This is a genomic window from Sporolactobacillus pectinivorans, assembly GCF_002802965.1.
Classification (GTDB): domain Bacteria; phylum Bacillota; class Bacilli; order Bacillales; family Sporolactobacillaceae; genus Sporolactobacillus; species Sporolactobacillus pectinivorans.
In genome coordinates this window covers 2697159-2711414 of the sequence record NZ_NXGA01000001.1, presented here as the reverse complement: position 1 = coordinate 2711414, position 14256 = coordinate 2697159, and the positions used below count along the sequence as shown (strand labels likewise).

Here is a 14256-nt window from a genome sequence, read left to right as displayed (position 1 = left end):
GAGGAAAGAGGGGAGAGCATTTTAGAAGTGCCCTCTACACCGATTGAATGGGCGAGCTGATCGATCATATAGAATATTCTCTTAAAAACTGCTTATTTCGGTAAAACTCGTCTGAAATAAACATGCAAGCATAGCTAATTCTTGTAGGCATTTAAGAGTGCACCAATGACAACCGTTCTCGTGATCTGGCTGGAGTAATTCGTCTCAAGTTCAAAAGAGTCATATCGTTTGTGTGCGCACCACCACATAAGCGTATCGATAATCAACCGCGCATCATAAGATGGATAACTAAGCTGCCGTATTTGACCCTGATTGATCATTTTGGATAAAAAGTCATGAACATTTTTAAACAGCATTTTTCTATAATTAGTATGCAGGTCAAGCAGCTTTGCGTTGATGGTGAGATTTTTCTCTATAATTAAAAAGTATTGTCCATATAATTCCATGATGTTGAATAAGTCATCTAATAAATCTTTTAACGTGTTTGTACTGTGAGATACAAACTTCTCCTCAAAATTCCGGGTTATTTTTTTATAAGTATCACTTATTTGACCGACTAAGTCTTTCTCTTTGGTCCTTTTGATTGGGAAATCGAAATCCTTATAAGGGATCTCCGGATCCAGATTGCAGAGAAAAACAAAATCGAGCAGGGCTTCTTTACTTTCAAATAAATTATACAGTGTCCCCACAGATAAATCTGCCTGATTGGCAACGTCCTTCATTTTTGTCGATGCGTAGCCCGGCCTGATAAACAAGAAACCCGCGGCTTCGGCAACCTTTTTAAGTCTCTCACTGTCTTTCAAGATTTCACCTTCATTTTTTCTTGCTTTCTTGCTTAAGTAAAGTTTTGAATGAACCATTCATTACAAATATACTTGAATAGAGAATAATGTCAATACTTGTTAAGATGGATGTTAAAAAATAACCTGTATGTATCGTTGACAATAAAAATCTGAGCGAATATAATCAGTACCATAATAAATGAAATGATGAATATTTGATTCAATGATGTAAAGCTAAATATTTTTTAAAACAACTTATTCTAAATCCCTGCCGGCCTTAGACGAAAATTTAGAATATAATTTTTGGTAGTATTATGAATGAACGGTTCATTCTAGAAGTGGAGAAGTATGCAATTCAAAACGATGGGTGCAGAGGTTCACGATGAACGATGATTAATTTTTTATACGCATAGTCGTTGGTTTGACTTTGCATGATGAATGAATCGGTCAAATTATAAGTCAAGATTGGGATGAAAAAAATGGGCACTGGTTCTCCATTGATTGGAAAACGGATCAATCATAAATTTTTAGCGCTTCTCGGTGTAATCATGGGGCTTCGTGAAATCTCAATGACTATGTTGAACCCTTTTATTTCAATATTCGGAAGGCAGCTGGTCCACAGTAATTCATTTTTAGCCGGACTGGCGCTTGGAATCTATGGATTGACAAATAGTTTTTTCCAAATCCCTTATGGTGTTTGGAGTGATAAAGCAGGCAGAAAAAAGCTAATGATTCTTGGCCTTATCCAATTGTTTTTTGGCTTGCTTCTGGCAGGACTCACTTCCAATATTTATGTTTTTATTTTTGCCCGTGCTTTGCAGGGGAGTGGTGCGATCATGGGTATTGCTTACTCCTGGGTCGGGGATATAACCCCGGTAGAAATAAATAATCGGGCAATGGGTTTCGTCGGTATGATTGTCGCACCTTCTGCGGTTGTCGCTTTTATAGCCGGTCCGATTCTGTATCAATGGATCAGTCTGAAATGGATGTTCCTTGGGGCAGCAGGGCTCATCGGACTGTCTCTATGGATGATGGTCTTTTTTGCAAAAGAAAACTCCGTCTCACCGGCTGTTTCGGCCAATCCATGGATCCTTTTTGGACGAACAGCAAAAAATAGGAATCTGCTTCTGATCAGCTTTTTGGGCGTCATTTATAATTTCATTATGGCGTCTCTCTTTTTTGTTTTGCCGGATCAATTTGCCCATTATATGGGCATCGGAAACTTATGGATGGTTTTTGCCCCCGCCCTGGCGATAGGCGTGATGATCATGAGGTTAGGGACGCGTGATGCAGACGCCGGCCATTTTAAAAGGGTGGCGTTTTTCTCCTTATTTCTTTTGGGAGCTGGATTCATGCTGCTCCGTTTACCGTTCTTTTTTGCCATATGGGCTTCAGCAATCTGCGTGATGTCCGGTTATATGTGCATGACCACCATTTTACCGTCCTTTATAAATGGTCTGTTTCCGGCAGAGCGCCGCGGTTCAGCAAACGGGATTTTACAGACATTCACTTTTCTTGGCTTTTTTCTTGGACCGACAGTCTGCGGCTTGTTCATCCAGCAGGGGTGCCCTGTTTTAATCTATGTTTCCGTGGCTTTTCTTGCAGTGCTGGGCATCTTTCTGCTGCTTTTTATCAGGAAAACGCAGAAAGAAGGGCAATTTACGGAGCGTGAGTCAAGCAAAAACTCTTGTTGACAATGTTCATTATTTAAATTACGATAATGAACAGAAACATAAGAACGTATTTTCGCAAGAATGTATTTTCGTATCCGTGAATTGCTTGAGAAAGAAGGGGTGAATGGTGGCATACTGCAAAGTCCGTCAGGCTGAAATTTATTATGAAGATTTAGGGGAAGGCGTGCCTGTTTTGATGATACACGGCTACACACCTGATCACCGATTGCTCAGCGGGTGTATGGAGCCTGTTTTTAGTAAAAGAGAGGGATGGCGCCGTATTTACTTTGATCTTCCCGGAATGGGATTAACCAAAAATTATAAAGCGATTCGAAGCTCTGATGATATGCTGAATGCTGTTTTAGAGTTTATTCAGGCAGTGCTCCATGGTCAGGATTATTTAATCGTTGGAGAATCATACGGCGGTTATTTGTCCCGGGGCATCATTCAAAAGCAAAAAGAACACATACTGGGTGCAGCATTCATATGTCCTTGCATTGTACCTTTTCAGGCAGATCGGTCTGTTGATAAACATCAACTGATGAGCATCGATAATGAATTTATTAAAACTTTGCCAGATGAAGCATTGATGGACTTTAAATCGAACTCGGTTGTGCTTGATGAGTATAATTGGTTAAGATTCAGTAAAGAAATACTCACTGGTTGTAAAATTGCTGATGAAGAATTTTTAATAAAGGTCAAGAATCATTACGCATTTTCTTTTAAAATCGACCAGTTCGATTTTAATAAGCCCAGCGTATTTCTTTTGGGGAGACAGGATTCTTCAGTTGGCTATAGAGATGCTTTGAAACTTGTCGGTAAATACCCGAGAGGAACAGTAGCAGTACTGGATCGTGCAGGTCATAATTTACAAATAGAACAGCCGCAGCTTTTTAACTGCCTGATTGATGAATGGCTGGACAGAGTGGAAGAAATAAAAAATTGAAAACTCAGTCTGGATTCATATCGTGAATGAGGAAAACGTTGAAATGATAAAACACGATGACCTGATTGGAGGAAGTTCTAAGATGCAGGAGTACATGGTTATCAGAGATTATCACTCATGTTATCCGGATCCTATTATCCTGAAAAAAAATGAAGAAGTGATTTATGGAAAAGAGGATCATCAGTACCCAAATTGGATATTTTGTAAATCTGTGGATTCGAACAAAGAGGGATGGGTTCCAAAACAGATTTTATCGGCACCCAACTCATTAAAACACGCAAAAGTCTTTCAAGGTTATTCTGCTCATGAGCTCACTATAAAAAAAGGTAAACAGTTGAGCGGATTAAAAAACTTAAATGAGTGGACATATGGGGAAACGGCTGAAGGTGAAAAAGGGTGGATACCAACAGACCATCTGTCCCCCTGCGAATAGTTGTATCGCCTTTAACTGACATAAAAAAAGCTTGTTCAAGTTTTCTCAAAATCTGTTCAGGAGGGTACCCTAATGTCTCAGTTGTTAACTTTTGATTGCTACGGAACGCTGATTGATACTTCCCCTTTTTGGAATGAACTCGAAAAGATAGGTCTCGAATATGGAATGAAGCAAAACTCGCTAGTTAATGTCTATGGGAACTATGAAGATCGCCTGATGTATGGTGAAGAGCCCTTCATCGTGTACAGCAATATTATTTACAAAGCGCTCCAATATTGTGAAATGGAATTGAAAGTTGATAAATTGACCAGGGAATATGAACGGCTGATAAAAATACATAAGGAACTACTTCCATTCCCCGAAGTAAAATCCACTTTGGAAACGTTAAAGAGGAGAGGCTATCGAACAGCCATCATGTCAAACTCTGATTGGCGTATTATGAATGATAACCTTCAATCACTGGGCCATGATTTCAATTTAGTTTTTTTAGCAGAGGATCTGCAGGCATACAAACCTCAAATGAGCTTTTTTAGGCAGGTTCAAAATAAAATAGGCAATGAATCTCATATTCATATAGCAACAGGTTTTTGGTGGGATGTTGTTCCTGCAAAAAAGATGAATTGGCAGAGAGTTTGGGTCAATCGTCATTTTAAAAAGGGCATCAATGATTATCAGCCCTTTAAAGAAATTAACACTTTGGATCAGCTGATCGATTATTTGTAATTGCTTTTAAATTTCAAATATAAACGAATGGAAGAGGAATGGTATGAGAAAAACAAAAGTTTATAGAAGCATTGCTCACTTGAAGCGTCTTGACATGTTTTATTTTGATACAAAAACCGATGGACCGACTATTCTTTGTCTCCATGGAAGATATGGAAGAGCGGAAACCTGGTTTGATTTTATCCAGCACTATGGCAAACAGTTCAGGGTCATTGCTCCGGATCAAAGAGGACACGGATTGAGCAGTAAACCGATAGCGAAATATACTGCTAAGGAAATGGCTGAGGATATTATTGAACTATTAGATTTTTTAAAGGTAGATTCAGTCATCTTGGTAGGGCATTCCATGGGGGGAGCAGTAGCTGGGTATTTAGCAGCAATATATTCTAAACGTATAAAAGCAGTGGCTATTCTTGATAAGTCCGCAGCGGCTGACCCTTCTTTACCAGAAACTGAAGAGCTCAAAAAATTATCGTTAGATCAGCTTAAGGACCCTTTGACAAAAGATTGGCCCTTACCATTTTCAAGTTTAAGCGAAGCAATGGATTTTATAAAACAAGCGACGGATTCGACTCTAAGTTATCAATATTTTATGAACAGTTTGATCGAAACTGCAGCGGGCTATCAGATGATGTTCAGCTCTCAGGCCGTGGCTGCCAACATTGCGTATTATGAAGATTGGTTTCAACTGCTGCCCAGCATAAAATGCCTCGTATTGCTAATCAGAGCAAAAGGCAACGATGCCGTATCAGATGAAGATTTTATTAACATGCAATCTCTGATCCAGAATTGTCTTCCCCGTGAAATGTCAGATCCGAATCACAATGTTCATCTGGCAAACAAGGAAGAATTCTACAAATACTTTGACGAATTTTTGGAAAGAATATAATTTCTTTCACTTGGGTAAGCGGGTATGTTTACTTTATTTTCTATCCCAATATACCGCCCTTTGTGATCTAGAAGCGGTGCGGGCCGCATTAGATCAGCTAAGATGATAATTAAGGTTACTTTTGAAGGCTAGAAACTAAAAAATTTCCCCAGATCTGTGCTGATCCCAAAATGTTGGACATCAAAATCCAATAATCGGGGTGCATGACAATCCAGGGGGATTTTTTGCATCACTGAATTAAAAAATTCGTGATACTTTGAATTAAGGTCTTTCAGCGGCAGTAATGAAGCTACCTGACTGAGCGAAGCTTGAAGACTTTGCAAGATTTATCGATACATTGTTTGTATGGCTTTTGCCAGCACTTTCGGACTCCGATTATAGGGTGTTACGTGACAAATTTCTTTGTCAATATGAAACAGACTGTATACCGCAATGCGCGCAGCGCGGACAGAATACTCTTCTGTAAAAACCATGTCCTTTGGTATTTCAACAAATTGGCTGATCATGGCAAAATTAGTGCTTCCCTCTGGAACAACAGACGGGCGATCAGACATGGCTCTTGGCTGAAATTGTGCATCAATATAAGGCATATAGCACGGGATGACGTTAACGACCTCTTCCTTTATTTCATTCCAGTCCTCTTCCCATTTCAAATGACAGATCAGTTCATAAAGGATTTCTTCACCACTGCACTCCTTCATAGGTTTCTTCACATAGTCTCCAACGCGGTCCGTATACAATCCATATCCCCAAAAGATGGTTGTGTCTGCATCTTGCGCCTTGAAGTGAGGCTGAGCGGCAATCACGATGTTCATTAACCAGTTCGAATCCTTGAAAGTCATCAGCGCGCCGCTGCCGGGAATATTGTCAGTAAATTTTTCAATACGTTTTAAAAGCTTGCTGCCTTTACATGTAACCGTGAAGCTCTCCCAGTTTGTTTCCTTTTCATGTGTAAAGAATGGTTCCGGATTTCCCAAGTTTGCTTTCTTGTGAGCAATTTTATACCATAGTTCGCCTGAAATGGGACGTTCTTCAGGTATTGGGGCAGGTACATCCCAATCTCCCAAAGTGGCGCTATCGGTCATGCAGGCATTGGTCATGATCACGATATCGCCTTCCTTTAACTTCAGAGAAGAGCCATCGTCAAAGTGTAACGCAGTGGCAGTAATCGTATCATCATCTTTAAAATCAACATCTGTTACCGTCCGGTTAATGGAAAAATCAACGCCATATTTATCAAGATAAGCTTTGAGTGGCAGGATAAGGCTTTCATACTGATTGTAGGGTGTTCTAGTGACTCCTTCCAGCGTATCAATGCGCGAGAATTCCAGAATCATGCGATTCATGTAACGCCGTAGTTCGAACAGGCTGCTCCATTTTTGAAAAGCAAAGGTCGTTTGCCACATATACCAAAAGTTTGTTTCAAAGAAATGCGGGCCAAACCAATCCTGAATCGTTAAATTATCCAGCTTGTTTTCTTTTGTCGCTAATAGTCTGATCATCGCGATACGATCATCGTTATCGAATCCCATTGAATGGGCGTCTAAAATATTGCGTTCTTTATCAATTAAACGTGCCTGGGCATGTGTGGGGTGCAGGTGGTCAAAGTTTAAAATTTCCTCCGTTACACTTTTACCCGGCATAGCCAAAGAGGGGATACTTTTAAATAAATCCCAGAAATTTTCATAGGTTTCTTCATTTAACATTCGGCCGCCACGGCAGACAAAGCCCTGCGCTGCAGAACCGGCACCATCATTACTTCCGCCTAAAACAGGCATCCCTTCAATAACATGAATGTTGTGGCCATCGAAATGAGCATCACGAACTAAAAAAGCAGCACCCGCTAAACTGGCGATTCCACCACCGATAAAGTAGACCTGCTTTTCACCATAATAGCGGGACTTTATTTCCTCGTCCGCAGTTTTTTCCTTCATCGATTTTATACTCTGCTGCCACTTCTTTGCGGCATAGGTGATACCTATTACCGCTGCACCGGCCGCTAGTATTCCTGTTCTCTTTTTAACCATCGATAACCCCTCCCTGATTTGATTTCAATGTACACCAGTATGAGAAAAACTACATGCAGCAATTATCGCTATTTGTGTGATTTTCAGACAAAATCATGAAATCGTCTAGAGAACATGTCAGATGGTTTGATTTTTTTCCTGCAGCAGGCGGTATGCCAGTATTTCGACGTCCTTTGCCAGGCGGAATAATTGGTTCGCTATAGTCTGTGCAGAGTCTTTAAAACCATGCATAATCCAGGAAAGCAGAATACCACAGCAGCCATAAGAGAAAAAGTTTGAATAAAATATACCATCGCTTTCCTGAATGCGTTTTTCCGAGTCAAAACGATTGATGAGCGCTGCAAACAATTTATTAGTGATTACAGAAAAACTATTTGCCAAAATGCTTGGATCACTGGATGTCGTGTTCCGATAAAAGTCACGGTGGGACTGGATGGTGACGAGCATCGCTAAAACGTGCTCATCCCAATTATCGAGCGTCGTGCCTTCCTCTAAATAGTGGAATGACAGACGGCGGTATGTCCAATCCAGCAGGTCATATTTATTGGCAAAATGATAATATAAAGTCTGTCGATTCAAACCACAGGCCTGAGTAATGTCGGAAATACTAATCTTGTCAAAACGCTTTTTATGGCATAAGTGCTCAAGTGCTTGGGAAATTGCTCTTTTCGTAATATCTGATTCCGACATAGTAAAATTCCCTTCTGGCTGAATGTGTTAAGTTGTATAACATTTTATTCTGCTTTCGGTAACACTTCCAAGGTCGCTTCGATTACGCGTGTTCATTGTCAATTTTGGTTCTAAACCGGGTTATAGACATTTAATAGAAGCGTCTTATGCCTCTAAAAATAGCGTCTCACTCTATGCATATATTTTACGTACTCTCCGTCAAATTCCTTGGTGCACCATCTTTCTTCTGAAAGGATGATCCAATGAGTTGATATTTGAAAAATTACGAGTAGTGTCAGTAATATCAGCGAGCGCGTGAGCAGCACACAACCTAAAAAATAAATAAAATAGGCAACGTACATAGGATTACGCGACATTCGATAAAGCCCTTTTAAATTTATTCCATTCTTGTTCGGTTTTGCAAAATCTACTACGGATATGATGCAAAGAATGATCCCTAGACTGTATATGATCAAGCCTGCGTAATACCAAAATGAGTCATTCCTGATTCTAAGAAAAAGTAAATACAGGAGTATGAGAATGTTTGCAATCTGATAGAACCAAAATGCCACTTTCTCACCCCCTATTAGTGGGGGAAAGTAAGCTGCACGTTTTAATGCTCGTTTGTCTAGAATGTTTAGAAGCCCGAACCTAATAAGTATTATCGGTATCACCGTGAGAAATGCATTCATTATTATCCCCACTCTCTTAAATTGCCGACTATAAATTACAGCTTTAAAAAATTTTTAAACATTTGAAAAAGAGTTCAGTAAAAAGTTTATTTGTGCCGATTAACTGCCTGCAAATGATGATATTCTATAATAATTCCTTAACTCCGGGTGCTTTTGCGTTCTTAATTAAAATTATAAAGACTGCGTGAATCATTTTAAATCTTTTATTTTTTTAAAATAACTTGAATGGAAGTTGACGTGAACTGTGACCAATGATTAATTCCTAAAATATTTATGGCTTTGCTGAGAATAGGATTCAACGAATGCTAAAGATGTGCTATAATTTCATTGTCATAAAATGTATGTTTTTATATAAATCGAATGTTTCACACTCGACATGAAACAAAATTGGCTATTGGAGTGATTCAATGGAAGCAGCAATGCCTGAAGTTCATTATGTTACATCTCCTGTCTTTGAACTGTTCGCCGCGATGTTTCGTGTGACGACACCTGATAGAATCCAATTAGACGAATCACGTGGTTTTCAGGAGAAACCGATTGAGTTGAAACAGTGGGTTGTGCAAAAGAGGGCGATTTTACCTCAGGATGTAAAAAAAGAGCTGGACGTGTTTTTTAACTATGAGAGTTACCTGGGATTAACTTTAGTACGTTTTGCGTGGGATGAAAAAGTCTATGCTGACATCGATCTTTTTCTCGAATCATTGAAGCAGCTTCCCAGTCGTAAATTGTTTTCCTATTTTCTTCACACAGGTTATGGACCGGAAGGCACGATTAATCCTGTAAATCTGGAAACAACGACGACCAACATTGATCAAAGTAATCTGCCGGAACAGGAAAAATGGAAGCTGCTCTATCTGTATGTCCACAAAGAAGAAACAAAAGAGCGCCTGATAAAGCTTCTGTATACTTTGTCTCAATTGATGAAGGATGAATTAAGCGGTTTCCTGGAAAAGCAGCAAGTTACAATCAATAAGGTAAAAAATTTTGCGGAAACACATGGTGAAAAAAAGTTTTTACAGCTCGTTTCAAAGAAGTATCAGATGCCTGTCGATCAGATGAATGAGGTTGTTCTTGCTCCCTCTGTATTCTACGATGATTGGTCATTTACGACCAGTACTGAAAATTTTTGCCTTTTCCTATTTGGCCTCAGGCAGCTCCCATTTGAAGAACAAGGCTATTCTGCGGACAGGGGCAAAGTGGATCAGGCTTTCAAAGTGCTTGCAGACGAGAAGCGCATCAGCATTATCCGTTTGCTGAATCAGAGGCCGCTTTATGGCTATGAACTAGGGCAGCAGCTGCATCTTTCCAATTCAACAATTTCTCATCATTTATCCTCACTTTCGTACTATGGTTTTGTAAGGCCGGTCAGGAAAGAAAATCGGATCTACTACGAAGTCAGGAATGAACAAATCAAAAAATTAATGAATCAAATGCTTCAGTCACTGATTAAAGATTAGTCTGATGAGGGAAAATGGCTAATTTTTGCTTCTATATTCGATATAAATAGAAATATTAATTCTATATAAATGGAATGATGAAAATATGATGAATGGGTTATTGAAAAATCGTCAATTTTTACTATTGCTTGGAGGGCAGGGTATTTCTATCTTCGGGGATCAGATCTATTATATCGGCCTAATGTGGACGATTATGAAGCAGACGGGTTCAGCCATGTCCCTTGGGATGAGTGTAATCTGCATGACACTTCCTTCAATCCTTGTTATGCCATGGGCGGGTGTCTTTGCTGATCGGAATATAAAGAAACAAATATTGATGATCTCAGATTTTGTCAGAGGGCTGGTTATGTTTGTGATCGCTGTCCTGACTTTAGAAGGGCACTTCTCACTGATTACAATTAATTTATTTCTTGTCATGATTTCAGCGATGAATGCTTTTTTCTCACCTGCTCTTTCTTCTACAGTTCCGCTTGTTTTGGATAAGAACAATTTGTCAGCAGGGAATGCGATTTTTGAATTTATTAGGCGTTTTTCGACTATATTGGGGCCAGTTATCGGCGGTATATTGATCTCGGTTTTATCGATCAGTTCAGTATTCGTTTTAAACGGTCTATCATTTATTATTTCTTTTTTCTTCTCACTTTTTCTGAAAATTCCTCCAATAAATCAACCGGGGCGTGGTGAATCATTTTTTACAAGATTTAAAGAGGGGCTTTTCTATACATTTCGAATGAAACGTCTTTTATGCCTTACTTTGGTGGGTGGTGTGATCATTAACTTCTTTCTCGCGCCGATTGAAGTTTTCCTTGTTGTCATCAGTCATCAATTAAGATTCGGATCGACAGGATTGGGTTGGATGGACGCGGCAATATCGATAGGTGCTTTGTTGGGAAGCGTGATCATTCTTTTCAGCCATATCAGTAACCAGATCAGATTGTCATTGGCTGGCCTTGTTTTGGAGGGTACTGCTTTAATCTTAGCAGGATTACTGCCGAATTTTATCCCGCTGACTTTCTTCTTCGGATTACTGGGTCTGGGGATCAGCTTTGCCAGTATCGGCATTGGAACAACTTTCCAATTGATTACTGAAGATGACAAGAGGGGACGGGTCAATAGCTTTAACGCGATGCTTGGCTCATGTACTGTTCCCCTGGGCGCACTTTTTGGCTCATTCCTGACCGGCCAACTATCTGTTCCGTGGATTCTGCTCTGTTTTGGTCTTATTGTCGCCTGTTCCGGGATGACGCTTTATTTTCCTTTTAAAGAGGAGCTGCATGGCATCCGAAAGATTAGGAGCAACTAATATGCGGTTAGGAGCGACTTACACACGGTTGGGAGCAACTAATAGTCAGTCGGGAGACTCCCGCCTCAATTTGAGGAAAGATGACCCAAAAAAGGCTGTTACATGATCGTAACAGCCTTAGTCTAATTTTACGTTTTTCGATGAACAATTACTGCATTGCGGCAATCCAGAATCGATAGCCTTTTTTAATGTATACGGATCAGCTTCCGAGTTCTTTTTTGTAAGTCTGTACATTTCCTGAAAGAATGTGCAGGACCTTGTCACCAGGCATGATGACAATGCGTTTGTTAACAACGCTTTTTGAATCTTTCATCTCGAGCAGGGCAAGAAAATATTCTCTGCCTTTGAGTTTTGCCTGGGCTCCTTTAATGACCTCAACAGAATGAAATGTTTGCTGGAAACCTCCAACCTTTATTTTATCCTTTAAACTGCTGATAGTTTTTGGAGCAGCATATTGATTAATCGTTGCGATCTGTTTGGATTTATTGCCGCTGTATAAGTTTTGCGTAAAATCGATCGCAATTTTTTCCTGCTGGGTAAGTTTATTTGCTGAAATACTTTTTTCCCATTTGTCTGACTGGCCCGACTGGCTGCTGCAGGCTGCCAGAGATAATAAGAGTGCAATACCAATAAAAACCGAAATGATTCTTTTCATAAAAAACCCCCTTTTATATCTGTCAATAGTAATTCGCTCTTTCGCTTAAATTTCTGCCTCAAGTGTGCAGCGATAAGTGACGAAATAAGAAACACGGTATGAGCAACTTCGTTTATAAATTAAACAATTTTTGAGTACACGTATAATGAACATCAATAACCGAGGCTTAATAAGCAGGTTAATAAGTATATGGCTGATTAATGGGGGAGTCAAGCTCCTGCGGCCGACAATGTATGTGAGCGCCAGGAGCATTCCCATTATAAAAGCAATAATAATTCCGATCATATTAAAACCGGCGTGAACCAGAGCGAAAAGCAAAGTTGATTCGACGCGGTACAATTATTTTTTTTCAGCCCTTCTTTTTGGATATCTCGAGTGGCAAAGACAAATTCCTTCAAAATAATAAAATTGAAATTCGGAATCGAAGGGAGGTTTGCAAAGCAAAACGTAAAATGCGACATCATTATACGTTGGTGGCTGGAGCTATCTTAGTTAACAGGTCTTGGCTAAGGAAGCTTTCAAATGAAAAATTTTTATGGTAATGTATGAATTTAACGGAGATGTTTACAATAACGCATATTTGAAAGAGGGGCTCCAACATATGAAAATGTCCCATCATCCCATTCAAAACATGGCTCACCGTCAGGAACAGAAAAATGTTCAGTCTGGAAAGGGCTCTTATCTCTCATGGTGGCAGCTCAGTCTAATTGGTATCAGTTCGGTTATTGGAGCCGGCTTTTTTCTCGGATCTGGTTTATCGATCCGTACCGCCGGTGTGTCCGTTTTACTGAGCTATTTAGTCGCCGGCTTTGCCGCTTTGATTGTATTCTCAGCACTGGCAGAAATGACAGTAAATGATCCGGAAAGCGGATCGTTTCGGACTTATGCTGAAAAAGCCTATGGTGAAGCGTACGCTTTCGTCTTTGGGTGGATTTACTGGTTCGCCGGCTTATTGATTGTATCCAGCGAAATTACAGCTTTATCCACATTTACCCGCTTTTGGTTCCCCACAGTTCCTCTGTGGCTGTTTTTTACCGGTTATTCCTGTTTTGGAATCGGTGTGATTCTGCTCGGGATTAAAGATTTCGGAACAATAGAGTCTTTCTTCGCTGTCCTTAAACTGTCTGCTCTTTTTGCTTTCATACTGATGGCATTCATGCTTATCATCGGGAATAGGCCCTCATTTTTACATTCTTTGTCTGTCCATAATCCGTTTCAGGCGGGCTTATTTCCGAATGGTTTTTTCGGCTTCTGGGGGAGCATGCTTTTTGTACTGCTTTCATTTGGCGGCATTGAAATAGTTGGTTTGATTGCCAATAAGTGTCGAAACGAAGGCGATGTAACGAAAGCAGGCTATACACTTGTTTTTGCATTGATTGTTATTTACCTTCTTTCTGTTGTTTCCATCTTATCGATCGCTCATTGGAAATCAATTGGTCCCTCGGAGAGCCCGTTTGTGACCGCCCTTTCTGCCGCTCATATTTCCTTTGTCAGCGGCCTGTTCAACTTGATCATTTTATCCGCAGCCTTTTCTACGATGATCGGCGCACTTTACTCGATGACATCCATCCTTGCTGCTCTGGCTTCGGATCATGCGGCACCCCAATTATTTAATAAACGAAATAAAAAAGATATCCCCGTCTATGGGCTGTTATTAACGTTGGGACTGTTAATTGTCATCGATGTCCTTTCTTATTTCCTGCCAAAATCTGTTTATGAATACCTGGCAACGGCTTCCAGTACGATGCTTATTTTAAATTGGCTGAACATCATTCTTTCTGATATGAAAAACCGGCGAGCCTATTCGGTTAAACATTGGACCATGCCGCTTCAGCCTTATTCAGGAATCATCGGAATTCTAATAATCGGCTTCGGCATTGCCGGCTCTGTATTTCAAAGGCAGCAGCGGATCAGCCTCATTTTTATCCTGGTAATTATTGCTTTGATTTTGGCGTTTTACTGGTTTAAAAAAAACCTGATTGATGAAAAGAAACCAGTGCAGTAAAA

Annotated in this window: 14 protein-coding genes; 8 read left to right on the top strand and 6 right to left on the bottom strand. The window is 40.0% G+C overall.

What is annotated here, in order from left to right; genetic code table 11:
- Nucleotides 1-134: 134 nt before the first annotated feature.
- A complete protein-coding gene (locus COP04_RS13145) occupies nt 135-803 on the bottom strand; it encodes a TetR/AcrR family transcriptional regulator (RefSeq protein ID WP_157800300.1) in 669 nt (222 codons plus the stop codon).
- 458 nt (nt 804-1261) lie between these two features.
- On the opposite strand from COP04_RS13145, the gene COP04_RS13140 reads away from it, so the two are divergent.
- The 5 genes from COP04_RS13140 to COP04_RS13120 all read left to right on the top strand — a co-directional run bounded on the left by COP04_RS13140 (nt 1262) and on the right by COP04_RS13120 (nt 5446).
- Entirely contained in the window at nt 1262-2476 is a 1215-nt protein-coding gene (locus COP04_RS13140) for an MFS transporter (protein ID WP_157800299.1), read from the top strand.
- A gap of 106 nt (nt 2477-2582) precedes the next feature.
- Nucleotides 2583-3401: an alpha/beta fold hydrolase gene (locus COP04_RS13135; RefSeq protein WP_100489678.1), complete on the top strand. Its 819-nt coding sequence runs from the start codon at nt 2583-2585 to the stop codon at nt 3399-3401.
- A gap of 43 nt (nt 3402-3444) precedes the next feature.
- Nucleotides 3445-3834 carry an SH3 domain-containing protein gene (locus tag COP04_RS13130; RefSeq protein WP_239984860.1) on the top strand — a complete coding sequence of 130 codons (390 nt, stop codon included), beginning with the start codon at nt 3445-3447 and terminating at the stop codon, nt 3832-3834.
- A 72-nt stretch (nt 3835-3906) separates the two neighbouring features.
- Nucleotides 3907-4557: an HAD family hydrolase gene (locus COP04_RS13125; RefSeq protein WP_100488438.1), complete on the top strand. Its 651-nt coding sequence runs from the start codon at nt 3907-3909 to the stop codon at nt 4555-4557.
- A 43-nt stretch (nt 4558-4600) separates the two neighbouring features.
- Nucleotides 4601-5446: an alpha/beta fold hydrolase gene (locus COP04_RS13120; protein WP_100488437.1), complete on the top strand. Its 846-nt coding sequence runs from the start codon at nt 4601-4603 to the stop codon at nt 5444-5446.
- Between the two features lie 326 nt (nt 5447-5772).
- On the opposite strand, the gene COP04_RS13115 is transcribed toward COP04_RS13120, so the two are convergent.
- From COP04_RS13115 to COP04_RS20535, 3 genes are all read right to left on the bottom strand, one after another.
- Nucleotides 5773-7473 carry an oleate hydratase gene (locus COP04_RS13115; protein ID WP_100488436.1) on the bottom strand — a complete coding sequence of 567 codons (1701 nt, stop codon included), beginning with the start codon at nt 7471-7473 and terminating at the stop codon, nt 5773-5775.
- A gap of 117 nt (nt 7474-7590) precedes the next feature.
- Nucleotides 7591-8163, bottom strand: a complete 573-nt coding sequence (locus tag COP04_RS13110; protein ID WP_100488435.1) for a TetR/AcrR family transcriptional regulator — start codon at nt 8161-8163, stop codon at nt 7591-7593.
- Between the two features lie 152 nt (nt 8164-8315).
- Nucleotides 8316-8834, bottom strand: a complete 519-nt coding sequence (locus COP04_RS20535; RefSeq protein ID WP_100488434.1) for a methyltransferase family protein — start codon at nt 8832-8834, stop codon at nt 8316-8318.
- Nucleotides 8835-9241: 407 nt separating this feature from the next.
- On the opposite strand from COP04_RS20535, the gene COP04_RS13100 reads away from it, so the two are divergent.
- The gene (locus tag COP04_RS13100; protein WP_100488433.1) at nt 9242-10291 is read left to right on the top strand and encodes an ArsR/SmtB family transcription factor; all 1050 of its coding nucleotides are present in this window, start codon (nt 9242-9244) and stop codon (nt 10289-10291) included.
- A gap of 85 nt (nt 10292-10376) precedes the next feature.
- Nucleotides 10377-11594: an MFS transporter gene (locus COP04_RS13095; RefSeq protein WP_100488432.1), complete on the top strand. Its 1218-nt coding sequence runs from the start codon at nt 10377-10379 to the stop codon at nt 11592-11594.
- A gap of 199 nt (nt 11595-11793) precedes the next feature.
- Here the strand turns inward: COP04_RS13095 and COP04_RS13090 are convergent, their stop codons facing one another.
- Together COP04_RS13090 and COP04_RS20805 are read right to left on the bottom strand one after the other, a co-directional pair.
- Nucleotides 11794-12249, bottom strand: a complete 456-nt coding sequence (locus COP04_RS13090) for a hypothetical protein (RefSeq protein WP_100488431.1) — start codon at nt 12247-12249, stop codon at nt 11794-11796.
- A gap of 45 nt (nt 12250-12294) precedes the next feature.
- Nucleotides 12295-12567 (bottom strand): CPBP family intramembrane glutamic endopeptidase, encoded by a 273-nt coding sequence (locus COP04_RS20805; RefSeq protein ID WP_420852792.1) that lies wholly within the window; start codon nt 12565-12567, stop codon nt 12295-12297.
- Between the two features lie 283 nt (nt 12568-12850).
- Between COP04_RS20805 and COP04_RS13080 the strand changes: the two genes are divergently transcribed.
- Nucleotides 12851-14254, top strand: coding sequence for an amino acid permease (locus COP04_RS13080; RefSeq protein ID WP_157800296.1), 1404 nt, complete (start codon nt 12851-12853; stop codon nt 14252-14254).
- Nucleotides 14255-14256 lie beyond the last annotated feature (2 nt).

What these genes read in the sequence shown, in the direction of transcription:
- COP04_RS13140 (WP_157800299.1), top strand. Translation starts at nt 1,262, where the DNA reads ATGGGCACTGGTTCTCCATTGATTGGAAAACGGATCAATCATAAATTT.
- COP04_RS13130 (WP_239984860.1), top strand. Translation starts at nt 3,445, where the DNA reads ATGATAAAACACGATGACCTGATTGGAGGAAGTTCTAAGATGCAGGAG.
- COP04_RS13125 (WP_100488438.1), top strand. Translation starts at nt 3,907, where the DNA reads ATGTCTCAGTTGTTAACTTTTGATTGCTACGGAACGCTGATTGATACT.
- COP04_RS13120 (WP_100488437.1), top strand. Translation starts at nt 4,601, where the DNA reads ATGAGAAAAACAAAAGTTTATAGAAGCATTGCTCACTTGAAGCGTCTT.
- COP04_RS13115 (WP_100488436.1), bottom strand. Translation starts at nt 7,473, where the DNA reads ATGGTTAAAAAGAGAACAGGAATACTAGCGGCCGGTGCAGCGGTAATA.
- COP04_RS13110 (WP_100488435.1), bottom strand. Translation starts at nt 8,163, where the DNA reads ATGTCGGAATCAGATATTACGAAAAGAGCAATTTCCCAAGCACTTGAG.
- COP04_RS20535 (WP_100488434.1), bottom strand. Translation starts at nt 8,834, where the DNA reads ATGAATGCATTTCTCACGGTGATACCGATAATACTTATTAGGTTCGGG.
- COP04_RS13100 (WP_100488433.1), top strand. Translation starts at nt 9,242, where the DNA reads ATGGAAGCAGCAATGCCTGAAGTTCATTATGTTACATCTCCTGTCTTT.
- COP04_RS13095 (WP_100488432.1), top strand. Translation starts at nt 10,377, where the DNA reads ATGATGAATGGGTTATTGAAAAATCGTCAATTTTTACTATTGCTTGGA.
- COP04_RS13090 (WP_100488431.1), bottom strand. Translation starts at nt 12,249, where the DNA reads ATGAAAAGAATCATTTCGGTTTTTATTGGTATTGCACTCTTATTATCT.
- COP04_RS13080 (WP_157800296.1), top strand. Translation starts at nt 12,851, where the DNA reads ATGAAAATGTCCCATCATCCCATTCAAAACATGGCTCACCGTCAGGAA.